The organism is Microvenator marinus, from assembly GCF_007993755.1.
Taxonomy (GTDB): domain Bacteria; phylum Myxococcota_A; class Bradymonadia; order Bradymonadales; family Bradymonadaceae; genus Allomicrovenator; species Allomicrovenator marinus.
Window position 1 is genome coordinate 1,516,719 of record NZ_CP042467.1, and the last position, 24,714, is coordinate 1,541,432.

General features: G+C 54.0%; 21 protein-coding genes and 1 pseudogene. 11 read left to right on the forward strand and 11 right to left on the reverse strand.

Going from position 1 to position 24,714, the window contains the following annotated elements:
- Positions 1-11: 11 nt before the first annotated feature.
- Together FRD01_RS24980 and hisG are read right to left on the reverse strand one after the other, a co-directional pair.
- Positions 12-416: pseudogene (locus FRD01_RS24980) on the reverse strand (pirin family protein); the annotation flags it as partial.
- 53 nt (positions 417-469) lie between these two features.
- On the reverse strand, positions 470-1,321 hold the full coding sequence (gene hisG, locus FRD01_RS06460; protein WP_146958573.1) for an ATP phosphoribosyltransferase: 852 nt from the start codon (positions 1,319-1,321) through the stop codon (positions 470-472).
- A gap of 222 nt (positions 1,322-1,543) precedes the next feature.
- Between hisG and FRD01_RS06465 the strand changes: the two genes are divergently transcribed.
- The gene (locus tag FRD01_RS06465; RefSeq protein ID WP_146958574.1) at positions 1,544-2,023 is read left to right on the forward strand and encodes a Crp/Fnr family transcriptional regulator; all 480 of its coding nucleotides are present in this window, start codon (positions 1,544-1,546) and stop codon (positions 2,021-2,023) included.
- 1 nt (position 2,024) lies between these two features.
- On the opposite strand, the gene FRD01_RS06470 is transcribed toward FRD01_RS06465, so the two are convergent.
- Complete coding sequence (locus tag FRD01_RS06470) at positions 2,025-2,801, reverse strand: SDR family NAD(P)-dependent oxidoreductase (RefSeq protein ID WP_249756063.1); 777 nt, start codon at positions 2,799-2,801, stop codon at positions 2,025-2,027.
- Between the two features lie 118 nt (positions 2,802-2,919).
- Here FRD01_RS06470 and FRD01_RS06475 point away from each other — a divergent pair, with 118 nt between their 5' ends.
- Positions 2,920-3,777: a ParA family protein gene (locus FRD01_RS06475; RefSeq protein WP_146958576.1), complete on the forward strand. Its 858-nt coding sequence runs from the start codon at positions 2,920-2,922 to the stop codon at positions 3,775-3,777.
- Between the two features lie 7 nt (positions 3,778-3,784).
- Here FRD01_RS06475 and FRD01_RS06480 read toward each other — a convergent pair whose 3' ends face one another.
- Entirely contained in the window at positions 3,785-4,942 is a 1,158-nt protein-coding gene (locus FRD01_RS06480) for an acyl-CoA dehydrogenase family protein (RefSeq protein ID WP_146958577.1), read from the reverse strand.
- A 192-nt stretch (positions 4,943-5,134) separates the two neighbouring features.
- Between FRD01_RS06480 and FRD01_RS06485 the strand changes: the two genes are divergently transcribed.
- Positions 5,135-5,368 carry a helix-turn-helix domain-containing protein gene (locus FRD01_RS06485; protein ID WP_146958578.1) on the forward strand — a complete coding sequence of 78 codons (234 nt, stop codon included), beginning with the start codon at positions 5,135-5,137 and terminating at the stop codon, positions 5,366-5,368.
- On the opposite strand, the gene FRD01_RS06490 is transcribed toward FRD01_RS06485, so the two are convergent.
- Genes FRD01_RS06490 through FRD01_RS06500 form a run of 3 tightly spaced genes read right to left on the reverse strand, consistent with a single transcriptional unit; the run spans position 5,342 to position 6,749 of the window.
- Complete coding sequence (locus FRD01_RS06490) at positions 5,342-5,761, reverse strand: VOC family protein (protein ID WP_146958579.1); 420 nt, start codon at positions 5,759-5,761, stop codon at positions 5,342-5,344. The two genes, FRD01_RS06485 and FRD01_RS06490, sit on opposite strands and share 27 nt — an antisense overlap.
- A 45-nt stretch (positions 5,762-5,806) precedes the next feature.
- Positions 5,807-6,100: a class I SAM-dependent methyltransferase gene (locus FRD01_RS06495; protein ID WP_146958580.1), complete on the reverse strand. Its 294-nt coding sequence runs from the start codon at positions 6,098-6,100 to the stop codon at positions 5,807-5,809.
- 22 nt (positions 6,101-6,122) lie between these two features.
- Positions 6,123-6,749, reverse strand: a complete 627-nt coding sequence (locus tag FRD01_RS06500) for a TVP38/TMEM64 family protein (protein ID WP_146958581.1) — start codon at positions 6,747-6,749, stop codon at positions 6,123-6,125.
- A 171-nt stretch (positions 6,750-6,920) separates the two neighbouring features.
- Here FRD01_RS06500 and FRD01_RS06505 point away from each other — a divergent pair, with 171 nt between their 5' ends.
- From FRD01_RS06505 to FRD01_RS06515, 3 genes are read left to right on the forward strand one after another with little or no spacing between them, the layout of a single operon-like run.
- On the forward strand, positions 6,921-7,676 hold the full coding sequence (locus tag FRD01_RS06505; protein ID WP_146958582.1) for a phosphocholine cytidylyltransferase family protein: 756 nt from the start codon (positions 6,921-6,923) through the stop codon (positions 7,674-7,676).
- Positions 7,673-8,809: an SGNH/GDSL hydrolase family protein gene (locus tag FRD01_RS06510; RefSeq protein WP_146958583.1), complete on the forward strand. Its 1,137-nt coding sequence runs from the start codon at positions 7,673-7,675 to the stop codon at positions 8,807-8,809. Before FRD01_RS06505 ends, FRD01_RS06510 begins: the two co-directional genes overlap by 4 nt.
- A 9-nt stretch (positions 8,810-8,818) precedes the next feature.
- Positions 8,819-9,244, forward strand: a complete 426-nt coding sequence (locus FRD01_RS06515; RefSeq protein ID WP_146958584.1) for a hypothetical protein — start codon at positions 8,819-8,821, stop codon at positions 9,242-9,244.
- Here the strand turns inward: FRD01_RS06515 and FRD01_RS06520 are convergent.
- Positions 9,241-10,740 (reverse strand): hybrid sensor histidine kinase/response regulator, encoded by a 1,500-nt coding sequence (locus FRD01_RS06520; RefSeq protein ID WP_146958585.1) that lies wholly within the window; start codon positions 10,738-10,740, stop codon positions 9,241-9,243. The genes FRD01_RS06515 and FRD01_RS06520 overlap by 4 nt on opposite strands.
- Positions 10,741-10,835: 95 nt before the next feature.
- On the opposite strand from FRD01_RS06520, the gene FRD01_RS06525 reads away from it, so the two are divergent.
- Positions 10,836-11,456 (forward strand): hypothetical protein, encoded by a 621-nt coding sequence (locus tag FRD01_RS06525; RefSeq protein WP_146958586.1) that lies wholly within the window; start codon positions 10,836-10,838, stop codon positions 11,454-11,456.
- A 45-nt stretch (positions 11,457-11,501) separates the two neighbouring features.
- On the opposite strand, the gene FRD01_RS06530 is transcribed toward FRD01_RS06525, so the two are convergent.
- Both FRD01_RS06530 and rsgA read right to left on the reverse strand, forming a co-directional pair.
- Entirely contained in the window at positions 11,502-12,770 is a 1,269-nt protein-coding gene (locus tag FRD01_RS06530; protein WP_146958587.1) for a lactate 2-monooxygenase, read from the reverse strand.
- A gap of 8 nt (positions 12,771-12,778) precedes the next feature.
- On the reverse strand, positions 12,779-13,840 hold the full coding sequence (rsgA, locus tag FRD01_RS06535; protein WP_249756064.1) for a ribosome small subunit-dependent GTPase A: 1,062 nt from the start codon (positions 13,838-13,840) through the stop codon (positions 12,779-12,781).
- A 105-nt stretch (positions 13,841-13,945) separates the two neighbouring features.
- Between rsgA and FRD01_RS06540 the strand changes: the two genes are divergently transcribed.
- Positions 13,946-17,116, forward strand: coding sequence for a serine/threonine-protein kinase (locus FRD01_RS06540; protein ID WP_146958589.1), 3,171 nt, complete (start codon positions 13,946-13,948; stop codon positions 17,114-17,116).
- On the opposite strand, the gene FRD01_RS06545 is transcribed toward FRD01_RS06540, so the two are convergent.
- Positions 17,113-17,607: a hypothetical protein gene (locus tag FRD01_RS06545; RefSeq protein WP_146958590.1), complete on the reverse strand. Its 495-nt coding sequence runs from the start codon at positions 17,605-17,607 to the stop codon at positions 17,113-17,115. The genes FRD01_RS06540 and FRD01_RS06545 overlap by 4 nt on opposite strands.
- Before the next feature lie 67 nt (positions 17,608-17,674).
- Here FRD01_RS06545 and FRD01_RS06550 point away from each other — a divergent pair, with 67 nt between their 5' ends.
- From FRD01_RS06550 to FRD01_RS06560, 3 genes are read left to right on the forward strand one after another with little or no spacing between them, the layout of a single operon-like run.
- Positions 17,675-21,376, forward strand: a complete 3,702-nt coding sequence (locus FRD01_RS06550; RefSeq protein WP_146958591.1) for a PAS domain S-box protein — start codon at positions 17,675-17,677, stop codon at positions 21,374-21,376.
- The gene (locus FRD01_RS06555; protein ID WP_146958592.1) at positions 21,369-23,552 is read left to right on the forward strand and encodes a PAS domain-containing hybrid sensor histidine kinase/response regulator; all 2,184 of its coding nucleotides are present in this window, start codon (positions 21,369-21,371) and stop codon (positions 23,550-23,552) included. Before FRD01_RS06550 ends, FRD01_RS06555 begins: the two co-directional genes overlap by 8 nt.
- Entirely contained in the window at positions 23,549-24,709 is a 1,161-nt protein-coding gene (locus FRD01_RS06560; protein ID WP_146958593.1) for an EAL domain-containing protein, read from the forward strand. The genes FRD01_RS06555 and FRD01_RS06560 overlap by 4 nt, the downstream gene beginning before the upstream one ends.
- Positions 24,710-24,714 lie beyond the last annotated feature (5 nt).

Below are 24,714 nucleotides of genomic sequence, written 5' to 3' on the forward strand. Positions count from 1 at the left end.
ACCCAGGTCTGAATTCCAAAGACAGAGTGCGGATTCTTGCGTGTCTCCTCACTCGTCCTCTCAGAGTGCGTGACCCCCTTCCCTGCGACCATCCAGTTGACTTCGCCCGGATAGATCATCTGGTTGGAGCCAATCGAATCTCGATGTTGGAACTCGCCCTTGAACAAGTAGGTGATCGTAGCGAGCCCAATATGAGGGTGAGGCCTGACGTCAATTCCGCCGGCTCCTGTGATGAACTCAGCCGGTCCCATCTGGTCGAAGAAGATAAATGGCCCAACCATCTGCCTTTCTCGTGCGGGTAGAGCACGCCGAACTTCGAAGCCGCCAATATCTCGTGCCCTCGGGATGATCAGCGTCTCGATCAAATCGAGGTCCTTCGAAGGACATTCAGGGTCATTTGTAGGTATCCAGCTCATCTCGCCTCCTTCTTGTGACCTATGTGACTACCCTAAGCGCGAAAAGGTTTCGCCTACGGAACGATTTGAGCCAGGTTTGTCACCACGATATCGGAGCCGCCGGCGGCTTTGATTTGTGGAATCAAGGTGGCCAGGGCCTTTCGTGGAACCGCAGATTTCACGGCATATCCCGAGGAGCCGTGCAGACTTGAAATGGTCGGCTCACGCATACACGGAAGGATCTCAACCAACCGTTCAAGATCCGACGACCCGACATTCACTTCAAGCATCACGCGTTGTCGCGCCTCGAGGACCGACTTCACGACCAATACAAAGTCTTCGATCCGTGCTCTCTTTTCCGGGTCATCCATGCACCTTGGATTCGCGTAGAGTCTTGTGGACGAGAGCATCAAGGTGTCCACGATCTGTAGGTTGTTGGCGCGCAAGGTTGAGCCCGTTGCGGTGTTGTCCACAATGCAATCGGCGTCTTCCGGTGGAAATACTTCCGTGGCGCCATAGGTGCGCACAAACGTGGCATCGAGCCCCTTTGAGGCAATCCAAGACTTCGTGATCGTCGTGTACTCGGATGCCACGACTAAATGCCGGTTCGGGAGAAGGTCGCCTTCGAGGAGATCAACCGGTGCAGCGGCTACGACTCGCACGGGGTCAAGTTCGGTGTCGAGGAGCTCTACCAAATCAGCGTCCAGCTCTCTCACCCAATCCGCGCCGGCGAAACCGAGGTCTCGAGAGCCGGCGTGTAGCATTTCTACGATATTTTGAGGCTTCAGAATTTTGGTTTCGAAACCTTCGAGAGAAATGGCTGGGCGGTAGTCGCGACTTCCCACTTTCACATCGATGCCGGCTTCGGCCAAAATCGTCTTTACTGCGTCGTACATGCGGCCTTTCGGCAAGCCCAATCGAATCATTTTGCCCTCTTGATATCTGTCTACGAGGGCTCTGTCCTCGTAGGATTAAAGTCGGAAATACTGGATTGTAATCACTAATGCTAGGATGAGCTTAGTATTTTCAAGGTTGGTCGGTACTTAACTCCAAGCTAAGATGCTCGCAATGCCCGGGAATCTCAAGAATGATGTAAGCCGCGAAGCGCATTCGCGGAGAGAGCCTGCGCAAGCACAACGGAGCCCCATATGTCTTGGAACTTCCTCGATATCTCAATGCTTCGAGAGATCGACCTTTTTAAGGGTTTGTCCGAAGAAGCGCTCATAGAAATCATGCCCTTAACCAATATCGTGGAGTTCAATCCTGGTAGCGTGATCTTCCGCGAAGGTGACATGGGAGACGCGCTCTTCATGATTCTGGACGGCGAAGTGAGGATTTCCAAAAACATCCACGGCGTCGGGGAAGAAGCCCTCGCGTTTCTCAAGGAAGGCTCCTATTTCGGCGAAATGGCGTTGGTTGGAGACGAGTCACCGCGCAGCGCGAGTGCGATTTGCCAGGAGAGGACAGAAGTCGCAAAACTCACGAGAACCGACTTTCTAGAACTCCTTCAGCGCAACCCAAAGGTCGGTGTCGAGGTTCTCTGGTCTTTCGTATCCACCCTTTCTCACCGGCTTCGCGAGAGCAATGAGAGAATGGCGTTCTTTGCGATGTCCAACATGTTTGAGTGATTTACGGTCGTTCGTTCATCTTCGCCGCAAGGGCTGTCGCGACCTTGCGTGGCCCAATCTGAGCCATCACCGCACCAAACGCGTTCTTCAGCCCGTGAATTTTGACCCTCTTTCCTTCCATCATGGCTTGGTACGCATCGAGAGCCACATTTTCTGATTTGGCGGGTGTTTGCATCTTGAAGAGTCGCGCTTCTTCATTGCCTGAAACGCTTGAGAACTCGGTCGCGGTCGCCCCTGGGCAGTGGGCAGTTACGCTAACCCGGGTCCCATCCAACTCGTGGTCGAGAGCCTCAGAGAACGAGACCACAAAGGCCTTGGTCGCGTAGTACGTGGCCATGAAGGGCCCTGCCTGAAAAGCTGCGGTGCTGGCAATGTTCAGCACTTTGCCGAAATCCCTCTGAACCATGCCTGGCAGTAATAAGCTTGTGAGGTGGACCAATGCGCTGACGTTGACTTGGATTTGGTCGAGCTCTTTTTGCGTGTCGAGCTCCCAAAACTTTCCGAGGGTGCCAAATCCGGCGTTATTCACCAAGAAGTCGACCCGTAGTCCAGCGGACTCGATAGATTCGACTAGCTCACCCGGCGCGCCTGGCACACTGAGGTCACACTCGAAGACGTGCGCCTGAATTTGGAACTTCTGACGCAACTCGTCGGCGATTTCCTCGAGCTTTTCTCGTCGCCGAGCCACTAGAATCACGTCGTGTGAATCGCGAGCAAAGAGCTCGGCAATATCTCGCCCAATGCCCGATGAGGCGCCTGTAATAAGTGCTATTCCCATTTTCACGTCCTTAAAACCAGAGCATACAAGATGGACTTGAACTTCGATCGTCACAAGTGCATGATCGCCTGGGGTGCGTCAACTCTCTCGCATCCTTAAATTTTTGCCAGGGAAGGCCATGAAGAACTTGATCTCGTCCGGAATTCGGAAACTCGTCAAAACCCAGGCCCGGTATACACCCGGCACCAAGACGGCGAAGGTGATTGCGGTAGCCACCGTTAAGGGCGGCGTCGGCAAAACCACCACGTCGGTCAACCTTGCATGTGGGCTTGCGCGCTTTGCCGAAGCGAGAGTGCTTCTCGTGGATTTGGACGCGCAGGGGCATTGTTCGCTGAGCCTCGCTTCTTCCCTTCCGACCCATAAGAATCCAGACCGTATCAGTGACGTCATCCTCGATGATGATGAGCGCGAATTGCTCGACGTTGCGGTACCCTCTGGGATTCGCCGGCTTGATATCACCTTACCCGACGCCAACCTTGGTGAGGCAGAAGGCCGGATTAGCCAGAAGATTGGAAAGGAGTTCCTACTTCGAGACGCGATTCGAATCACACGAACCCACTACGATTATATCGTCGTCGATTGCCCGCCAAATAAGGGGAATCTCACGCTGAACGCCATGTTGGCCGCGGACCATATCGTGGTGCCAACCGACCTGAGTCCTCTTGCCGTTCAAGGTGCAGATGAACTGCTTGGCACGATACAGACCGTGAACTCGCGGCTGAATCACTCCATCAACCTTCTCGGCATCGTCCTTACGCGAGTTGATTCGCGAAACGTCACCATGAACGAAGCCATCCTCGACCAGATCAAGGAGGCATGGGGCGAACACGTGTTTGACACGCAAATCGGCATCAACACCGCCCTTGCGAGAGCCCAGCTTGAAGGCAAGCCCATTTATGAGTTTGATGGGGCGTCACGCGGCGCCAAACACTACGAGGCTTTGACGCGTGAAGTGTTGAGCCGGCTAGCTCACTGATGGCCCGCTAGCCAAGACCAATGGCCTTGGTGATGATTTCCTTCATGATCTCATTGGCTCCACCGCCAATCTGAAGGAGCCGCGCATCTCGCCAAGCACGAGCCACGGGACCTTCTTCCACATAGCCCATACCTCCGTGCATCTGGAGGCAATCGTCGATCACCCGCATGCCTATTTGCCCGGCGAGGAGTTTTGCCATCGAGATTTCACGCTGGGAGTTGATTTTGCGATTGAACAAATCCGCCGCGTGATAGGTCAAACAGCGCGCGGCCTCGAGGTCGCTCTCGTGTTGCACAATACGGTGCCTGAGCGCCTGAAAGCCCACCAGAGGGCGCCCAAAGGCCTGACGCTCCGAGAGGTAAGCCTTTGTCTTATCCAAGACAATCTGCGCGCCAGAGACGCCTGATAGCGCGCCCACCAATCTCTCGCCCTGGAAGTTCTGCATGATGTAGTAGAACCCGGCTCCCTCCTCTCCGAGGATGTAGCGCTTCGGGATGCGGCAGTTTTCGAAATAGAGCTCCGCAGTGTCCGAGCAATGGTTTCCGATCTTTTCGAGCTTCTTTCCGACCGCAAACCCAGGTGTGTCCGTGGGGAAGAGCACGAGAGTGATGCCCCCGTACCGGTTATCCATGTCGGTACGAACAGCCAGCGTGATGAAGTCTGCGCGTGTTCCGTTGGTGATCCAGGTTTTTTGCCCGTTGATGATGAGGTCGTCCCCATCCCATTTTGCGCTGGTTTTGATGCCGGCCACGTCGCTTCCTGCATCCGGCTCGGACACACCCAGAGCCGCGATTTTCTCTCCCGAAATCGCAGGCATCAGGAACTCTTCGATTTGTTCTTTGGTCCCAATCTCACCGATGATTGGCGTGGCCATATCGGCCTGAACGAGCATCGCCATGGTGAGTCCAGCCATTCCACAATGAGGGAGTTCTTCGGCGAGGCACGCTGTGTGCCAGATATCGCCCCCTGCACCGCCCCATTCCTCAGGATAACGCGCGCCGAGGAACCCTAGCTTGCCCATTTCCCTAAAAACTTCGTCAGGAAAATAACGCGCCTCTTCCCACTTCTCGGCATGTGGCAGGAGCTCTTTTTGGGCATAGTCGCGCACAGCCTTGCGGAACATGTCATGCTCTTCGGTGAATTGGGGCCAATTTCTCTCGCTCATCGACAACTCCTCGATTTTGATACTCGAAATAAGTAAGTGTTCACTAACTAGCGGAGTGTAGCCAAGCCCGATTGAGCGCGCAAGTGAGGCCATGTCCCCACATGAACCCACATGTAGGTTTACTCTTGAAATGCGTCAAAATTTTGATAGGGTCTGCGCGCCGTATAAGCGGCGACGAATGAAGAGGAATCTATGCTGACATGCGTGAACAGCACCCCAATTTTAAAGCTCTACTTCACCGTAGCTGAGGTCGCGTCTTGCGCTGGCGTCAAAGAGGTCGAAGTTCAGGACGCCATCGAGTACGGGGAGCTGCGAGTGTTTGACTATCTTGGTGGAAACGCACGAATCAGCCGAAAAGCGCTCGAAGCGTGGCTCAGAAAGAGAATAGACCTCGGCAGTTCACCAAGTTCCCGTGTTGGCCATTGAAGCCCATGGTTCTTTTGGGGCCAACGCCCCGCCCTTCTGCAATAACTCGATAGATACCAAATCAGGGGAGCGCACAAACGCCATCCGGCCATCACGAGGTGGGCGATTGATCGTCACGCCCGCATCCTGAAGGCGAGCACACATTGCATAGATATCGTCGACTTCGAAAGCCAGGTGACCGAAGTTCCGCGCGCTGCCGTAGTCCTCAGGGTCCCAGTTGTAGGTGAGCTCTAAGAAAGCCTCGTCGTCGTCGGGCGCAGCAAGGAAAGTGAGGGTGAATCGACCGGCCTCACTTTCATGCCGGCGGGTCTCTCTCATTCCCAAGAGTCCGCAGTAGAACGCTAGGGATTCTTCCAAGTCCTTTACTCTCACCATGGAATGCAAATACTTCATGTTTCTCCGATTCGTGTTGATGTGTTTTGGGTTTTGACGAGCTCGTCAGAAGTCTTCGATCTTAGCCGAGGGCTCGGCAAAGAATTCGAGAAAATATCGAACGTTATCCGAAAGTCCGCTGACCTTAGCTCGGTCTCCCGGCTCTACAAAACCCGGCACAGCTCGAGTCAAAGCCTCTTGTCCGGCCGAAGTCTCGAGCGTTAGCTGGCCCTCTAACACGCGAACCATCACCCAAATTCCGTCGGGCCACCCAACGCCCTCGAGGTAGTCACTCGGGGTGGACCCCAAATCCAAAATCTCAGACTTTTTGATCGAAATGAGCGTTGTAGGCCAGGCCATAGTTTTCCTGAATCAATGGGAATCAAAGCACGTCAATGAACCAATCAACGAGCAAGCAGAGGACCAAAAGATGAGGCGCTAGTCCAATTGCTGACCCAATCGCGTAGTCCCGCATGCGAACGTTAGACATCGAGAGCAAATAGTTCAACCAGGGAGCACCCGCCATCATCGTACGAAGGAGCGCAATCGTTCGAATGGGCTTAGTGTCGAGATGCAAGAGCGCGCGCTTGACCCAGGGTTTCTCCACGGCATCAAGTGCCCTTCCTCCCAAAGTCCTGACAAAAACAAAGCTGATGCACACGCTGAGTACATTTGTGGAGTAGCCGATCGCCCAACCCTGTCCAAAACCATACGAGAGAACCGCCGCCGCTAAGAAGACGTTGCTCGGAAGGTGCAAGATATTTCCAACGACAAAAGCCAGAACATAGAGACCGATACCGGTCCAGCCAGCCTGGGTCATCCATGCGCGCACGTTGTCTTTGGTGATATGCTCGAGCCACCCAAAATAAGCGGCAACCGCGTACATAGCCCCTACCACGAACACGAGCAATAACACGCGAATCAGCGCACTTTTCTTCTTGGCTGATACCGGAAGAATTCCGTCAACTTCGGCTGGCAGTTCCGCGACTTTTGTGTGTCCACTATCCATGGCTTAATCATTCCAATTCATTCTACAATATGGATCTTGGACTAATCGCCGCACAAAAACAAATCTCGTTCTTCAAACACGACGCCAGGCTTGGATATTGACGTCCTACATTCTCTGGAACCAAACACAAATAAGTGATAGTTCAGCGACGTAGAAAACTCAGGAGAAGTTGTGATCGCGTCAAACACCAAAGATGCACTGATTTTGGCTGCTGGGATGGGTAGCAGGCTCAGCGCTGAAGAAGGCCATAAATTGTTGGCCAAGGTTGGAGGTGTTGCCCTCCTCGACCACCATCTCGACGGATTGAGTCGCCTTGGAGTTGAACGGCTAACCATCGTCACCGGACACGCGAACACCGAACTTGAGGAGAGGCTTTCAGCCTGGAAGTCCCCCATCGAGATCACCACGACGTTCAATCCTGAGTACCGCAAGTCCAACGGCATTTCGGTTCTGTGCGGCGCAAGAAAGATTCGAGAGTTTGGCGCGGATGCGTTCTGGCTCCTCATGAGTGATCACCTCTTTGAGCCGACTCTCTTCGAAACCCTGCACAACAACACCCACGAACTCGACCACGCGGCTGGCGTGCTCGCCGTGGACTCTAAGCTCGAGACGATTTACGACATGCCGGACGCGACCAAGGTTCATCTTGAGTCCCAAGACTCAGGCATGCTGGCGATTGGCAAGGAGCTCGACGAGTTCAACTGGGTAGATGCGGGGCTTTTCTGGTGCGGACCAGAGTTCACGGGCGCACTTGAGAGCGAGCTTGCCGACCGAGGTGATTGCTCAACATCGGATGCCGTCAGACGCCTCAATGCCGCAAAACACATGTATTTTTGGGACATCGGGCATCACGAATGGCAAGACGTGGACACTCCTGGCGCGCGCGCCCATGCTGAAGGCCTCTTGAAGAAGTGGAGCAACTCATGAGTTTGTTGTTTAGAAGTACACTCACCGGACTTTGTGGCTCGCTGCTTCTCCTCAGCGCGTGCGGTGACGATAGCTCGTCGCCCAATGAGCAAGTCAGCACCACCAACAATGCAACCAATTCGCAAACCATCCCCGAAGAGGCTCGGGCCCTTCTACCCTGCGATTCAGACGAAGAAGCCAGTTTTATTGGGTCTAATTACGTTGACTCCGGTGACCTAGCGGACTCGGAATACGCACATTCCGCCGAAGAGCAACGCGGTCCCGGCGAGCCGACGACCGTGAGGATTATGACTCAGGATCAGGTGTTCGTGGAGGATTCATGCGAGGACGGAAGCTTTCGAGTCTCTGAGGAGCTTCAGCACCCTTATATGGTTTGGATTGAGACGGAAAATGAGATTACGTCTCGAAATCTGGCTCGGTTTACTCCCGAAGCCTTAGAAGACGGAACCTTCGACATCTTGGTCTTTGGTGACTCGATCCCTGTGTTTGGTCCAACGCCATACTTCCCAAATATTCTTCGCGACAAGTTCCAACGGTTTGGTGAAGTGACACTTGAGAACGTGGCCGTGAGCGGCTCAACTTCCGTCGAGTGGATTCCTGGGGCGGTTCATTTTGAGAATCGTTTGAGCCCGAATTTGGGCGAGGCTGATTTGATTGTGTTCTCGCTCGGTGGAAACGACCTACAAGACTTTGCTTTCGAGATAGACCCCAATAATGTGGCGGCTAAGATCGGAGAATTGCCTGCGCTCATCGACGAGATTGAGGCAAATCTAAAGCTCACGATTGCTGAGGTTCGAGCCCAAAACCCGGATGCCGACATCGTGTGGCTTGTGTATCCAAACTACGCACGCAGCACCGAGTGGGAGGCCTTCATTCCACCACAGAACAAGGAATTGGCAGTTCGATTTCTCGATAGTACTCTGAGTGACGTTCGAAAGAGAATGGCCAACGAAGACATCTTGCTCTTGGATATGCTTGGCGCCACTGCGGAAGAGAATCTGGACACTTTCCTGGTAGATCCACTTCACCTCAACGTGGAAGGCCATCAATTCTGGGCTGATGAGCTCTTCAGACTCCTCGGCGGTGTCGAAGGACCCGAGCCGCTGGAGCGTCAATGGGCTTTGAGCCCTTGAGAGATTTTTATGAGCGAGGAAGATGACCCCATCACCATGAATGTTCTCGATGAAGATGAGTTCATCGAAGACGAGACCATGGATGTTTCTGCCCTGCGCGAGACCATTCGCGATTCGCTCGATTTTTCAAGGACTGTAGAGCTCAGCGTTGATGCAATCGCAAGTTCCTTGACCAGCACCGTCCCAAAGGCTCGCCAGAGCCATTTGACCACTACAAGCTCCATCCAGCCCATGTTGGAAGCAAAAACGCAGGAGCGTGCGGTTCCGAAGGCCCTATTGAGGGCGGCGCAACCCACATCTGACTTCCCAGCTCCCGAGACTTATGTCTTTGAAGGCATCATCGACAAGAATGGACGTTTTCAAGTCCCTGAGGAGTACCGAGAGGTCCTCCAGCATCGAGTCGTAAAAGTCGTCGTGGTGCCCGAAGAAAACTAGGCTTTGTGGATAAGGCCCATCCAACGCTGGATGAATGCTCGAAGCTCGTCCGGGGTGAAAGGCTTCTCGATGCATCGGCGGGGATGGGCTTCGAGAAACTCCTGTGCGCGCGTCGTGAATGCGCCACCAGTCATGAAGACCACCGTATGTGCGCGTGAGTCTCCGGCCCTTTCAAGGCGCTCAAAAAAGTCCATTCCCGTCATTCCCGGCATCATCAGGTCCGTCAAGATCAAATCAAACTCAGCGGAGTCCAAGGCCTCAAGGGCTTCGATGGCGCTTGTCTTAGTCACAACCTTGTGTTCCCGAAGAGCCTGCGAGATTACCATGCCAATTACAGGCTCATCATCAACCACGAGGATGCGTGCCGAGCTCTCAGACGCCTTCACAACGGTTGGCGACTGAAGCGTTATCTCCCGGTCGCTCGCTGGCAAAATGACCTGGAAAACACACCCCTTAGACGAGGAACTAAGTTCGATTCGGCCACCAAAACCAGCGATGATCGAGTGACAGATTGAGAGCCCCAAACCCGTCCCAACTCCTACTGGTTTGGTTGTGAAGAAGGGCTCGAAGACTTTCAGCCTATTCTCCTCAGAGATACCCGGGCCTGTGTCCTTGATCTCTACTACCGCCTCACCCGCATCGTTGGTGTAGGTAGAAACGGTGATGACGCTATCGTCATAGGCCTGATCCTCCATCGCCTGAGCGGCATTGATGAGCAGATTGATAAGCACCTGGCCAAGCCGCGCTGAGTCACCATTGACGTTGGGTACTCGCTCAAATTGGGTCTGAAGATGAGCGCTATGACGGATCTCATTTTGGGTCATATCCATCGAGGTCTGCACAATAGGCAGGAGGGCAACCACATGGGTTTCCTCGTTCTCCGACCTCGACAACGTATTCAGACTCAGAACAATCTTCCGAATCCGCTCAGCGCCCTTCAAGGACTCGCCGATCATCTTCTGAAGGGATTCGTCCTTGGGGTAGAGTTCTTGGACCAGTGAGAGATTTCCAACAATGAACGTGAGCGGATTGTTGATCTCGTGGGCTACTCCAGCGGCGAGTGTACCCACGCTGGACATGCGGTCGGCGAAGATGAGCTGCGTCTTCATCTTCTCCTGTTCTTGTCGAGATGCCTCGAGCGCAAGCTCAGCTTCCATCTGGTCGGTGACGTCACGCGCAACGGCGTAAACCAATTCCTTTCCAAAATCATAGACGGAGCGCCACTCAAACCAACGAAACCCGCCGTCCTTTGTTCGGTACCGATTGCGCAAGAGCGAGTGACTCCCTCTTTCGAACATAGCGGCTCGGGCATTGAGCACAGTGTGGTGATCCTCGGGAAGCACGAAGTCAAGAATAGGTCTCGCGAGCAACTCCTCCTTTGTCCAACCAAGGGTCCGCACCCAGGACTGGTTCAGTCGTTTGAAATATCCATCTCTCCCTGCAACACAAATGCAGTCGAGAGACATTTCAAAGAAATCGTCATCGTGTTCGTACATGAGCTAAATTCGATCGCACACCCTCGGGCCTCAAAGAGGCTGGTCGATACCTGTAGATTTGGATAATGTGCCCACGCATATCATCAGAGGATCTCATGAAAATTACAATCCTGCTTCTTATTTCCATGCTGGTTGCTTGCGGAAGCACCAACAAGAAAGAAATCAAGCGCGAGCAGATCAACACGGACGACGCAAAGCTCACGGGGTATCTTGAGGATCTGCAAGGAGAATCCTGTTCTCCCTATTGTACTGCCACCGAAAACGAGCTCGATCTCGACAAAGAATTCGCCCAAGACGAGGCCACACTGGTCGAAGCGGATGGCAATACCTGCGCCGATGTGGTGATCCGTACGATCGCCGAACATGACGTCTCGATATCCAACCTGGCCGGCTCATGTCTCGTAGACGACTTGGAGTCTCCTCTTCAGGTGGGCCAAGAGACCATCAATATTTTGGAGTATTCCGACGCGGAAGGGCCACGCATATTGGTGGAGGGACTTATGGACGGCGAGCTCACGGACGAAAACGGCCAAGCCACCAGCGTTCGTGAGCAATACACAGCGAACTCCGGCAACGTGATTCGAGTCAGCGAGCGACGGTCGCGCGTATGCTGTCAAGGAGAGCCACAAGTTTCCCTGAGTATGTCCTTGAACCATACGACCGAAAACATCCAAGAGGCTCAAGGCATCGACTTTCTTTGGATTTTGGTGGAATAGCGTCTTTTGCGATACTGAACGTTTCGTACCGCATTTCCCCAATTACTACACAGACCGTACCGCATTAGCGTCGATCTCGGCGATGCTTCGGCAACCGGCGAGCCCCATGGTCAAATCGAAGTCAGCTTTGAAATTCGTGATGACCTCTTTGACTCCTTCTTCACCTGCCAACGCCAATCCCCAGATATAGGGGCGACCAAGGCAAACGGCTCTCGCACCATGGGCAATTGCCTTAAACGCGTCTGCGCCACTTCGGATGCCGCTATCAAAGAGCACTGGATAGTCCGGCCCAGTCGCTGCCACACAAGATTTCAAGGCTTCGTAGGACGCGACCGCACCGTCGACCTGCCGGCCGCCGTGGTTCGACACGATAATACCGTCCACACCTTCGTCTTTGGCCCGTTTTGCGTCATCTGGGTGCTGAATGCCTTTGAGAATAATAGGAAGTTTGGTGTGCTCTCTTAGAAACGGCAAATCTTCCCAAGTAAGCGATGGCCGCGAGTAGATATTGATAAACTGCCTGACGGCTGCAAGCGGCTTTCCGGAACGAACGTTACTCAAGAGGTCATCAGGATACGTGGTCATCAATTGGGCGATAGCCTTAACGGTATCGAGTGTAATCTTGCGGTCTTGATCGACCTCGGAGTTCGCTGGAGTCTCGGCCAACAACTTTTGAAACACTGGGTCTGAGGTGTACTGTGCAATCCCTTTCCCTCTCAGGAATGGCAAATAGGCGAGGTCCAAGTCGCGGATTCGCCAGCCTAGAAGCGTCGTGTCCAGCGTCACAACGATAGCCTCGCAACCGCACGCTTCGGCGCGGGAGACCAAGCTAGCCACGAGGTCATTAGATTTAGACCAGTAGAGCTGGAACCAGCGCGGTGAATCGCCCATCTCAGCGGCGCACTTCTCCATCGAAACCGACGCTTGATTAGAGAAGATCATGGGTACACCTGTGGCAGCTGCAGCACGCGCCGTCGCGAGGTCTGCATCTGGGTGGGCCATCTCTTGAACACCAATCGGAGCGAGGAGAAACGGACTCTCCAAACGCCTACCAAAAAGCTCAACGGACGTGTCGCGCTCCGATACGTCCACAAGCATACGCGGCACGATACGATCCGCTTCAAAAGCACGCAGATTATTGTCCATCGTGCTCTCAAGTCCGGCACCACCGGCGATATACGCGAACGCCTCTGGGCTCATAATCTGAGAAGCTTGTGCCTCGAGCCTTGCCATTGAAATGGGCACCTTTGGACGCGCACCGCTAACACCTTGAACGTAGATTTCGCTTTGTCGCTTTCTCCCGATTTCACTCATATCCACCTCTATTTGCCTTTATTTTTACGATTCGTACTTTGGACCTTTTTATACATGGCCCCCTGCTTTTTCTGGTCTTTTCGCCGACTAATGCTCGCCGCCTCATTTACCCGCGATTCGTGGTAGGCGAGCTCGGCCTTGAGCTTTTTCCAGCCGTCGAGTCTCTCTTGGGAGATCTTTCCATTTTCGACCGCAGCTCGTACAGCACAGTCGGGTTCAGAATCATGCCCACAGTCGGAGAATCGGCACAAATGCGAGACTTCCTCTACGTCACCAAACGCGTCTTCTAGACTCTCATCATCAGCCCAGAGCTGAAACTCTCTCATGCCCGGCGTGTCGAGAAGCATGGCTCCGCCGTCGAGGAAGAAGATCTGACGATGAGTTGTCGTATGCCTTCCCTCATCGTCATCCTCCCGAATCTCGGCGGTTTTTTGAACTTGGTCGCCCATCAGAGCGTTGATAACGGTGGACTTCCCTACTCCAGAACTCCCCACAAATGCGATGGTTTTCCCGACTTCAAGCCATGGCTTCAAGACGTCTGTGGTCTGTGTTTGGTCTAGCGCACTGATCGCGAGTACGGTCGCACCTGAAGCTACCCCTTTCGCCTCTTCGACAAACGCCTCAACCTCTTCAGCCACATCAGCCTTGTTCAAGAGGATGACCGGCTCAGCTCCAGCGTTCCAAATCGCGGTGACGTAGCGCTCGAGCCGTCTTGTATTGAACTCTTGATTCATCGAGGTCACGACGAACACGGTATCGAGGTTCGATCCAATCACCTGTTGGTGCGTCTTCTTACCCGCCGCTTGTCTGGCCAACGCGCCCTTTCGGGGCAAAACCTCTTGAATCACCCAAACAGGATCTCCCTGATCTTGCACGATGACCCAATCTCCCACCACAGGAGCGGAGTCTCTATCCTTACCAGGGACAAGGGCCCGTAGAGGTTCGTGCTCAGGAAGCACGACCTCAAATTGGATGCCGTAATCCGCGGTCACACGAGCAAAGTAGTGACCTGCTTCAAGCTCACGTTCATAATCGGGGTCAAAGCCGAGTTCTTTAAGACTTCGAATCAAATCAACACCTTCAAAGGGCCGGGCATTCATAGGGAGTTTTGGTGTTTCATGTCAACGAGGGCTGATGAGTCTGATACACTCGGAAATCATTGCGAGGCTTAAGAATTGCGTTCAGGTCAGAAAATCGGTCCCTTTGAAGTCGAACGCAGACTTGGCTCTGGCGGTATGGCCGAGGTTTGGCTTGCGAAGCAGGAGCAAACCGGTCTTAGAGTTGCCCTTAAGGTCCTCAAAGAAGCGAGCACGGAGCTATTCAACGAAGCCCGCGCGCACGCAAGCCTTCAGCACCATCATATCGTCCAACTCTACGACTACGGACAGGACCCGCAGCCATTTCTATCCATGGAACGGATGGACGGAACGCTACGGGATATCTTACCACTCAAGTCCTTTGAGCACGTTCGCTCGGTGCTTGGCGCCACGTTGAGTGCGCTATCCTACGCCCATGCTCGCGGCGTGATTCATCGCGATCTCAAACCTGAGAACATCCTCTACAAACGAGTCGGAAACGAACTCGTCCTAAAGCTCGCTGATTTCGGAATCGCTCACGCTTTTGGTGACCGCCATAAGTCGGATGGCTACTCGAGCGCTGGCACCCCACTCTACATGGCACCCGAGCAGTTCTTTGGCGACTGGCGAGACCTCGGGCCCTGGACCGATCTCTACGCGTTCGGTTGTATGATGGTGGAGCTGGTTTGCGGCAACCCCCCCTTCAGCGGCTCCCTCTCGCAACTTGCTTTCAAACATCTTCACGAAGCGGTGGAGCCGGCCAACGAGTTAATCCCGGTTCCAGAAGGATTTTGGGAACTCACCCAGGGACTTTTGAGTAAACTCCCTGGAACGCGCTACGAGCACGCCGCTGATGTGCTCGCTGAACTACTCGATCTACCCTCGGTTCAGGGCCCCATCAATGATTCTTCGGACTTTGTGCCTCTCGATACCGTCGCCACATTAAGTACACAGGACTGGGTCTATTCGCATACCGAACCCATGGGTGAGGTAACTCAAAAGACAGGGAAGGGAGAAGTCCCAGACGTTCGGGAGACGCCAGCCAAACGCCCCATCCGGCGGCATTTCCCGCCAAGTGAATGGACCGGCCCCAAGCCTGGAAGAGCCGGCCTTGAGCTCGCCGGCTTAGGCCTCTTTGCACTCCGAGAGGTCCCGGTTGTTGGAGTTGACCGAGCCCGAGACGAGCTCTGGACTGAGTTCGTTCGAACAAGCAACTCGGGGCGTCCAAGAGTGGTCAATTTGGAGTCGGTCTCCGAAGACAGCGCTTGGCGCCTGAGCAAATGGGTCAGTGTTTATGCCGCGGAGCTTGGCGCTGCAAGGGTTTTTGAGATTCGCGCCACACCCAGTCGCGCCCCGCACGAAGGCATCGTTGGACTCGCAAATGATATCTTTCGCACTTGGGATATCGGGGACGAGACGCTCTTGAACCGAGCCCGCAAATTTGGAGCCGGCGGGGAGCTTCTCGGGATGGAGATCCTCGGCAGACTCTATTCACAACACGATGCGTTGCCCGGTCGTGCCGAGAAGTTAAAGGCGGCCAGCCGAATCCTCGCAGAATTGGCCGAGGCCCGTCCGATCATCTTGCTTGTGCGTGGCGTTCAGTTTGATGACGAACTGCCAGAGCTCATCTCGGAAGTCAGCGCGCTCGACGCACCGATCCTAGTGCTCACATGTGCCTGGGATGAGGCGCCTCCCGGAACACACAAAGTTCTAATTCAGGCTCATGATCCCGAGCTTTCGCGCGCTCAGATATCGGCGATGCTCCCTTTGAACGACGCGCTTGTTGACGAGCTCTCTGCGATTTGTGGCGACGATCAGGAGTTCGCGCGCCAAGCGCTCGCAAACCTTGTAGAGCGCGGCGCCTTGAGCGTTCTTGACGATTCGCTCGCGCTGAGAACCGACGTCATATTGCCAAAGAGTGCGCCAGAACTCTTCGTGATTCGATTGGATCGCGTGCTTCGTAGACTCAAAGAAGAGGCTCAGACTGCTCAGATTTGTCTGGAGATCGCGGGAGTCTTGGGAATTGCCCCGTCAAATCAGGAGATTCGTGCTGTATGCGCGCGCCTCCACATACCTTTCAGTCCAAAGCTGGTCGAGATGCTCTTGGACTCAGGCCTTGCTCAAGGTGACGAGAAGTCGTGGTATTTTTCCCATCGCGAGATCGTTGAGTGCATCCGGGCAAGGGCGCGCGTGCAGGGGCGCTGGTCAGAGATCCAGGAAGCTGCAGCGGGGGTGTTGCGTGAACTCGCTACACCCGATAGCCCGGCAAACTACCATCTCAGAATCGCTCGACACTTTGAATCAGCGGGACGTGTTGACGATGCGCTGCTGCCCTTCTACTACGCCATCGCCCTCGAGATTCAGGACCAAAAGCCAGTCCGGAAACTGCTCGAAGACCGAGCCGCGCTCCTGAGCCGAGCCCACAAGGATCACTACCAGTTCCACCTCTTGTTGCAGAAACGACTGATCGCTAGCCTTAGGCTCCAAGAGTCCAAAAAAGAGGGGCGCCAGCTCTTGAAGGACGTGATCGAAAGCTGCGAAGCCGAGCCCAGAGGACTCGAGTTACCTTATGCCGAGGCGCTCAAGGCACTTGGGTCGGACCTCAGCCTCGACGAGCCGAGAGAAGGACTGAGATATTTTGCTCGTGCACTCGAAGTCTATACTGCCCAAGAGCTTCCACTAGAGATGGGCAAAGTGCTTCTGGGAATGGGCTTTATCAAGTATCGCCTCGGTGAAATTGATTCGGCCGTGGAATCGTTTTCTGCTGCCGCAGAGCACTTCTTCAAGAGCGGAAGTCGAAAACGCGAGGCACAGGCGCTAGCTTACTCGGGCCACGCATTAGGGGCGCTCGGCAAGTTCGAGACGGCTATGCAGGAGCTCGAAAAGAGCGCAAACATCTCCAGAACGATTCACGATCGGTACGGGGAGTTCTTGGCGGAGCACGCCGTTGCGGTAACGCTTCGGCGACTCGGAAAGTACTCGGAATCACGCGAAAAAGTCGACGCAGTGCTCTTCCTCTCAAAAGACCTGAACGCCCACGAAAAAGCGATTTCTAGGCTAAACGACGCCCTGCTCACCGTTGTGGAGGATGGGTTGCTCGCGCGAGAAAAATTCGAAGCCCTCCTAGAAGAGTCATTAGACGAATCGACGAAGAAAATTGCCAGGGCGGCAATGAGTTTTCTAGAGGGTGACGCTCTCCCGGATGATGCTCATCCCGACATCAAATACCTTTTGGAGATTCGCCAAAGGGTCGGGTCCCGAGCCGATTAATCGAGCCGTGGAACAGGCATCTCGCCCACGTTTTCATCGGCCGGGGCGCCGCCTTTTTGCGCTTCTCCAACGCCAAACTCGCCGCAATTCAACGGGTCCCTCTCAGGCGAAAAACACCCCCTCGAATACGCCTGTGCACACTCGGATTGTTGGGCCGAGCCAAAAGGTTTGCACTTCTCAAAACACGTTTGATCGGGGCAACCCGAGGGAGCAGCGGATGGACGCGCTGAGCGTTTGGGTGCAGTTTTTGGAGCCTCAGATGAGCGCTCTCTCGCGGAATCCTCGACCGGGACTGGTTCAGCCGCGGGTGCTTGGGCGGGTGCAGGTTCAGCCGACACTTCCTCGTCCACAGCATCGGCCTCCTCGGACTCGGCCTTAGATTCTTCGGCTTGGGTTGGAGCAGCAAAATTGGCCGGGATTCCCTCGTCCTCGCGCTGCTGAGAACACGATAGCGCAAAAACCGCGCAGATTATCAGCGAAAATCGTTTCATGACTCTCCTCTTGGGTCGTTTCGTGTAGTATGAACGAAGTGCGCGTAAAAAGGATCAAGAATTTAGTATGGGTATAACAACTCTACTCTTTGAACGGGGTATCGCCGAGTTGCTGAACGCTACGACTTCAGCTTCGTGGGTACTTTTTGCACGCCGTTCACCCCGAGGATTTGACGTAGTCATTTGGAAAGACGGCGTTTTTGAGCGACACGAGGCTGAGAGTGTTTCGGTTGAGGACCAACGCCTAAAAATCTCCCCTCGGCTTGTAGACCCCGAAGGCTGTGTGGGTTTTCAGATACTCAAGAATCCGGTCTGGGATATCCTCGCGTTGGATGTAAGTCCTGAAAACGCACCACAGATCGCGGTTTCAGTGGACCGACTTTTCCAGCTTGCGATGGAAACGTCCGAGCTTCCTCAACTCACACCGATCGATCACGCAAGTGATGTCCTTGAGCGTATCCAGGACGCCTTTTATGCACTCGACGAAGACTTCCGCTTCGTCTGGGTAAATGCGGCCGGGGAGAGACTCGCTCGTCTATCGCGCCGAGAGATGATGGGAAAGAGGCCCTGGGAAACACACCCCGAGGTCGCCGGGACGAACCTCGAACAAATCTATCGAGACGCGATGAAAGACGGACAAAGTCGCGTCCTTAAGTACTTCATGGAAAACGAAGGCGAATGGGTAGAGGGACGTGTATTCCCAAGTCCCCAAGGGATTGCAGCCTACTACACGATCTTCACTGAGACGCATCGGCAGTCCATGAAGCAAGAGCTCATGGAAGTGGTGGCAACGGGTGTTCAACCCGCTGAGACTCCCCGGGAGATTCTAGAGGCCGGGGTAAAGGCGATCCACGATCAACTTGATTGGGATTTTGGCGGCGTTTGGTTGTCGGGCCCCCAAGGCGTCGGGAGCTCAGCGCTCTGGGCGAGCGACACTGAGCTCGCTGAAACGATGAGCCAAACGGTCGCATCGATGGAGGACCTGCCGGTCACGCTTCTTCAGGGTAAGTACGGATTCAAAGCACTAGTGCTGATCAGACTACACCTTGATGACTATCAAAAGTGTATCTTGGCGTTTGGTCGAACAAACAACGATTGGACGCTCTGGACTCGGGTCCTGACTGATGCCCGTGAGTCCTTAGAGATCATCTTCCAACGGCGTTTTGCTCGGCTCCATATGGATCGGATCTTCCGATTCACGCCTGACTGCCTCGCTGTGCTCGATAGCACCGAGCGCTTCATTCGGGTAAACCCCACGCTTGAGTTTCTGCTTGGTTACACGGGTAAATCGCTTCGAACGATGTGTTTCCGAGATCTTGTGCATCCGGATGATATCGAAGACGTGGCCGAAGAATTCGAAGGTGTCCTGACCAATGACACCTTGATTGCTTTCGAGGCACGGATGCGCACGGTGCACGGACTCTGGCGCTGGATTTCCTGGTCTTGCCACCCGATGAGCGACGAGCAAGTGCTCTTTCTCTCGGGTCGGGATATCACCGAGCAAAAATCGGCCGAAGATGCAGTTATCTCACAGACTCGAAAGCTTAGAGAACGCGAGCAACGGTTGCGAACCATCTCAAACCTGACCAACGATGCGTTTTGGGACTGGAACATCGAACAAAACAAGATTTGGTGGCCGGCGGAAGATGCCGAGTACGGGCAACCGCGCACCATTGAAGACTGGTTTTCGCTCGTTCATGTGGAAGATCTACCACACGTCAAAGCCGTGCTCCTCTCAATCGGGGAGCGCGAAAATTCCGAATGTACGCTTACCTTTCGCTATAAACGAGTCGATGGAAAGTGGGCATCTGTACGAGCACGCGCGATTTCGAAAATCAACTCGGTCACGGGTGAGATGCACGTCTACGGGGGCTTCAACGATATTACGTCGGAGCTCGAATTCAACGAGAGAATACGCATCTCCGAGGAGCGATTCCGTCTGATTTCGCTCGCCTCGCAGGACATGATCTTTGAGTGGGATTTGGAAGAGAACACCATCTGGTGGAGCGAGGATCTCGATCAATCCTTCGGCGATATGTCCACCATTGAACTCTGGCAACAACGCGTTCATCCCGACGATATTGAACGCGTTACCAAGAGTCTAAGTCATGCCATTTTTACCAAGGACCGGGTATGGCAAGAGGAGTACCGCCTAAAGAGACAGAACGATACCTGGGCCTTCGTCAAAGAAACCGGACGGGTCGTGCTCAACGCTGAGGGCTCCCCTGTGAGGATGGTGGGCGGCGTGATCGACGTCTCCGAAAAGCGCGACCAAATGCTTCGCCTGCAGGAACAAGCTCAACTCATCGAACAGGCATCGAGCGCCATCTCCGTTCGAGATCTCGCTGGCATCGTTCATCTTTGGAATCAAGCCGCTTCGCAAATCTATGGCGTCCAACAATCCGATATCGTCGGAAAACACCTTTCAAACTTTGTGAATTTTGATCCCATGATCTTCACAGAAGCCGTACGTGCGACCCTCGAAAAAGGGTCATGGGAAGGTGAATTCCACGTCTTGATCAACGGGGTGCCAAAGGTCATCACAGCGCGCTGGTCCTTACTCATCCAAGAACATGCAAAGAAGATTGTCGCCTTCGAAAGCGATTCCACGCAAACGAAGCTTCTGGAATCACAATACATTCGTGCCCAAAGACTTGAGTCCGTGGGACGACTGGCAGCCGGTATTGCGCACGACCTCAACAACGTGCTTTCTCCGTTACTCGTCGGACTAGGCACCCTCAAGCGCGAAGAAGATTCGGATTCCAAACTCAAGCTGCTCAACACTCTGGAAGGTACCACGCTCCGAGGTCGCGATATCATTCGTCAACTCCTTGGGTACGCCAGAGGGGAAGAGGTCGAAATGAAACTTCTCGACCTCCAACTCTTGACTCAAGACTTTGTCGGCCTTGCGTCTGATACGCTACCCAAGGCCATTCGATTGGAATCCGACCTTAATAGCGCGGATGCGTGGGTGGTCGGCGATAGGACCCAGATTGGCCAAGTCTTGATGAATATGTGCGTCAACGCTGCCGACGCGATGTCTGAAGGCGGAACGATAAAAGTTGAGCTTCGTAATGTTCGGCTCGACCACCATATGGCCTCAACCTTGAGCCAGGCGGTCAGCGGCGAGTACGCCCGCATCTCGATTTCCGACACCGGGTACGGAATCTCGCCCGAAGAGCGAGAACACCTTTTTGAGCCGTTCTACACTACAAAACCCGTTGGAAAGGGCACTGGCCTTGGCCTGCCAATGGCGTTGACGATCGTCAAAAAACACGGCGGTTTCATCAACTTGTATTCCGAAAAAGGCCGAGGCACTACGTTCCACATTTACCTACCTTTGGCCAACGATAGGCCGTCAGATGTAGACATTACATCGACCCCGGACATCTTACATGGGGGTGGCGAGACCATCCTTGTGGTCGACGATGATAGTGCGATTCGAAATATCGTTTGTGACGCCCTTGAGGCGTTCAATTACAAGACTCTTAGGGCCGCACATGGCGCCGAGGCGGTTTCGATCTTTGCAGAAAAACTAGACACAGTCGCCCTAATCTTAACTGACTTACATATGCCCGTGATGGACGGGTTGGCGCTGATTGCCGCCGCGAGACACCTCAACCCAGATATCAAAGTCGTAGCGCTTAGTGGGCTTTCCGCTAATGGCAAGAGAGCCAAAGCCAGTGCGTCGGGTATCAGACACTTCCTGACAAAACCCTTCGCGACGGAAGAACTACTTCAAACCCTGCAGGAGGCGCTCGATGAATGAACTCGACCGCGATATCCTCCAAATGGTTTTCGATAAGAATCCCGTGCCACTGGCGTTGGTGGATCTCGAAGGTCCTCGCGTTCTCTCACTAAATGCCGCCGGACACGCCCTTTTTGTGGATGGGATCGATGATTCGACTTTGAAATCATTGCTCGAGTGCGTCAGTGATCAAGACGAGGCGATGTGCGCATCCCCACCCCACTATTTCAAGCTTAAGCGTCAGGACTTGGAAGCAGGACGCATTGTCTTGTGTTTTGAGGACCGTTCAGCTCACGAGATTCAGACCCAGGCACTCAAAAGGAGTGAAAATCTCTTTCAAACGCTGACCAACGAGCTCGATATCGCGATTTGGGTGCGAGATGCCAAAACGTTCGAGGTCATCTACATGAACCCAACGTTTGCACGTTCGTTCCTGCAGATTGGGTATTCGTTGGAGGAGTTTGCAAGCGACGATCAAGCTCTTCTAAAGATGGTGCATCCTGCTGACCGACACATCATCGCAAGCATCTTGGAGGACCCCTCGCAGGAGCTTGACGAGACCGTCATTCGTGTGATTCAGAAGAACGGAAAAGAGCGTGCTTTTCGAGCCAAGAGTAGCGTCACCAAAGACGCAGAAGGGACGCCGCTGCTCTATATCGGCCTTGCCCAGGATATCACCGAGGAACGCGATATTGCCGCACGCCTTTCTAGACAGGCAGCACTGCTCAACCACACCACCGACGCCATCATCGAAATGGATCTCAAGAATCGTGTCCGGTTTTGGAATCAGGCGGCTGAGAGACTCTACGGCATCACCACACATGAGGCTCGAGGGCGCCTCCTACAAGAGGTCCTTCGGGTTGATGACGAGATCTTCAAAACGGCGTCGAAGAAGCTGAACTCCGATGGTACATGGACTGGCGAGTTTGAGCAGATCGATGCAAACGGAAACCAGCTCTGGGTGACGGCGCGCTGGAATCGATACGGAGACGGTGAAAACGAAGGATTCCTTCTTATCCACACGGATGTTTCAGAGTGGAAGAGGCTTCAAGGCCAATTCATGCGAGCCCAACGTCTTGAGAGCATCGGAAATATCGCGAGCGGTATGGCACATGACCTCAACAATCTCCTCACACCCATTCTAATGTCGGCCGACTTGCTTGCCACGGATTCTGAAGACCCTTTCGCACGCACCCTCGGTGAGAACATCAAGACAAGCGCCAAGCGTGGTGCTGAAATCATCAAGCAGGTTCTGTATTTTGCGCGTGGGGTCGAGGGCCAAAAGCTTCCGATCAACGTGGAGCGCCTACTCCAGGACTTGCGCCAGATCGTTCGAGATACCTTCCCACGCTCAATCTCGGCCGAGTTTGAACTCAAAGAATTGCCGCGCGTCTTGGGAGATGCGACCCAACTCCAACAAGTCCTTCTAAATCTGCTCGTAAATGCGCGAGACGCGATGGTTGGCGGCGGTCGACTCGGTGTTAGGACCTATCAGAAAGAGATCGATAATGCTTATGCACGTATGGTAGATGGAGCACACCCCGGATTCTTTGTCGTAGTCGAAATTTCGGACACCGGGCACGGCATCCCGGAAAATCTCAAGGCACAGATTTTCGAGCCGTTTGTGACAACCAAAGAAATGGGTTCCGGAACGGGACTGGGCCTATCCACGGCGCTCGCCATTGTTCGAAGCCATGGCGGCTTTATCAATTTTGATAGCTCCAACCGTGGAACAATATTCCGCGTCTACCTGCCAATCGCCGAGGACGATGTCGAGTCGGGGGCTGATACACCGATCATCGAGCGCCCAAGAGCGATCCACGGAAAAGGGGCCACCATTCTTTTCGTCGATGATGAACCCGCGATTGTCGAAATTGCCGCATCCACCCTCGAGCGGCACGGCTTCAAAGTCATCACGGCGTCTAATGGTGCCGAAGCAGTCGCACTTTTCGCCAGGCACAAAGAAACCATAAAAGCAGTGATTTCAGATATATCCATGCCAGTGATGTCTGGACCCGATGCAATGAAAGCCATCCGAGCAATTTGTCCAGAAGTCCCCTTGATCGCAATCAGCGGGGGTGTACAACGGACAAACGGACTAAGTGAAATTGGGGTAATTGCAGAAATCCAAAAACCGTTTCACTTTCAAGAGCTACTAGAGACCACCATCGATGCAATCGAAGGAAAGAAAGAATGAATCCTACCGAGACCCCAAATGTACTCTTGGTCGACGATGACTCTTTGATCTTGCAAACCTATGAGGCTGCACTCGCGAAACTCAGATATCGCGTGGTGAAAGTTCAAGACGGCCAGGCCGCCCTTGAGGCGCTCTCGGCGTGGCCTTTTGACGTGATCGTGAGCGATATCAACATGCCAGGAATGTCCGGGCTACAGCTGCTCAAGGCTCTGCGTGAGAAGAAGCCCGACGTACCCGTTATTCTCATCACAGGCGCACCAACGTATGAAACAGCCGTCGATGCCGTGGAGTACGGGGCATTCAGGTATCTGACAAAGCCGTTAGACGCCCTACTCTTTCGTTCGACTGTAGAGCAGGCGGTGCGCTTTCATCGGCTCGCGAAATTGAAACGGGAAGCCATGCAGACGATCGGCCGCGACGATAAGGTTGCAGGCGACCGTGGCACGCTTGAGTCAGCCCTAGAAAGGGCCATGAAGTCCATCCATATGGTGGCTCAACCCATCGTAAAGGCCGACACAAAATCCGTGTTTGCCTACGAATTCCTGGCACGAATCAACGACGAGCAAATCACCAATCCTGGTGCGCTTTTCGATGTCGCGGAGCGTCTCGAGAGACTCCATGAAGTAGGCCGAGTCATCCGTGAAAAGGTCTCAAGCATACTTGCCGGGTCCCCCCCAAAGGACCCCCTCTTTTTTGTGAATCTTCACCCTCTCGACCTGACCGACCCGATGTTGGTCCACCATTCAAATCCGCTTCACCCCTACGCAGGTCGAATCGTGTTTGAAATCACCGAGCGCAAACCTCTGCCCGAAATGCACCTGATTCGCCCAGTGCTCTTGAAGCTAAGAGCGCTTGGCTATCAGTTCGCGCTAGATGACCTCGGAGCTGGTTATGCAGGTCTGGTAGCCTTGGCTGCCCTCGAGCCGAATTTTGTGAAGCTCGATATGGAGCTGATTCGAGATATCCACAAAGACGCGAAACGCCAACAACTCGTGGGCGGCATGATTCAGACTATGAACCAGATGGAGGTCGAGATCATTGCGGAAGGAATCGAGACCGAAGACGAAAAGCAAAAGGTATCAGAGCTAGGCTGCTCGCTTCATCAGGGCTTCCATTACGCAAAGCCTCTCTCAGGATTTCCGCAACCTCGTTTCTAAACCGC

What these genes read in the sequence shown, in the direction of transcription:
- hisG (WP_146958573.1), bottom strand. Translation starts at nt 1,321, where the DNA reads ATGATTCGATTGGGCTTGCCGAAAGGCCGCATGTACGACGCAGTAAAG.
- FRD01_RS06465 (WP_146958574.1), top strand. Translation starts at nt 1,544, where the DNA reads ATGTCTTGGAACTTCCTCGATATCTCAATGCTTCGAGAGATCGACCTT.
- FRD01_RS06470 (WP_249756063.1), bottom strand. Translation starts at nt 2,801, where the DNA reads ATGGGAATAGCACTTATTACAGGCGCCTCATCGGGCATTGGGCGAGAT.
- FRD01_RS06475 (WP_146958576.1), top strand. Translation starts at nt 2,920, where the DNA reads ATGAAGAACTTGATCTCGTCCGGAATTCGGAAACTCGTCAAAACCCAG.
- FRD01_RS06480 (WP_146958577.1), bottom strand. Translation starts at nt 4,942, where the DNA reads ATGAGCGAGAGAAATTGGCCCCAATTCACCGAAGAGCATGACATGTTC.
- FRD01_RS06485 (WP_146958578.1), top strand. Translation starts at nt 5,135, where the DNA reads ATGCTGACATGCGTGAACAGCACCCCAATTTTAAAGCTCTACTTCACC.
- FRD01_RS06490 (WP_146958579.1), bottom strand. Translation starts at nt 5,761, where the DNA reads ATGAAGTATTTGCATTCCATGGTGAGAGTAAAGGACTTGGAAGAATCC.
- FRD01_RS06495 (WP_146958580.1), bottom strand. Translation starts at nt 6,100, where the DNA reads ATGGCCTGGCCTACAACGCTCATTTCGATCAAAAAGTCTGAGATTTTG.
- FRD01_RS06500 (WP_146958581.1), bottom strand. Translation starts at nt 6,749, where the DNA reads ATGGATAGTGGACACACAAAAGTCGCGGAACTGCCAGCCGAAGTTGAC.
- FRD01_RS06510 (WP_146958583.1), top strand. Translation starts at nt 7,673, where the DNA reads ATGAGTTTGTTGTTTAGAAGTACACTCACCGGACTTTGTGGCTCGCTG.
- FRD01_RS06515 (WP_146958584.1), top strand. Translation starts at nt 8,819, where the DNA reads ATGAGCGAGGAAGATGACCCCATCACCATGAATGTTCTCGATGAAGAT.
- FRD01_RS06520 (WP_146958585.1), bottom strand. Translation starts at nt 10,740, where the DNA reads ATGTACGAACACGATGACGATTTCTTTGAAATGTCTCTCGACTGCATT.
- FRD01_RS06525 (WP_146958586.1), top strand. Translation starts at nt 10,836, where the DNA reads ATGAAAATTACAATCCTGCTTCTTATTTCCATGCTGGTTGCTTGCGGA.
- FRD01_RS06530 (WP_146958587.1), bottom strand. Translation starts at nt 12,770, where the DNA reads ATGAGTGAAATCGGGAGAAAGCGACAAAGCGAAATCTACGTTCAAGGT.
- FRD01_RS06545 (WP_146958590.1), bottom strand. Translation starts at nt 17,607, where the DNA reads ATGAAACGATTTTCGCTGATAATCTGCGCGGTTTTTGCGCTATCGTGT.
- FRD01_RS06550 (WP_146958591.1), top strand. Translation starts at nt 17,675, where the DNA reads ATGGGTATAACAACTCTACTCTTTGAACGGGGTATCGCCGAGTTGCTG.
- FRD01_RS06555 (WP_146958592.1), top strand. Translation starts at nt 21,369, where the DNA reads ATGAATGAACTCGACCGCGATATCCTCCAAATGGTTTTCGATAAGAAT.
- FRD01_RS06560 (WP_146958593.1), top strand. Translation starts at nt 23,549, where the DNA reads ATGAATCCTACCGAGACCCCAAATGTACTCTTGGTCGACGATGACTCT.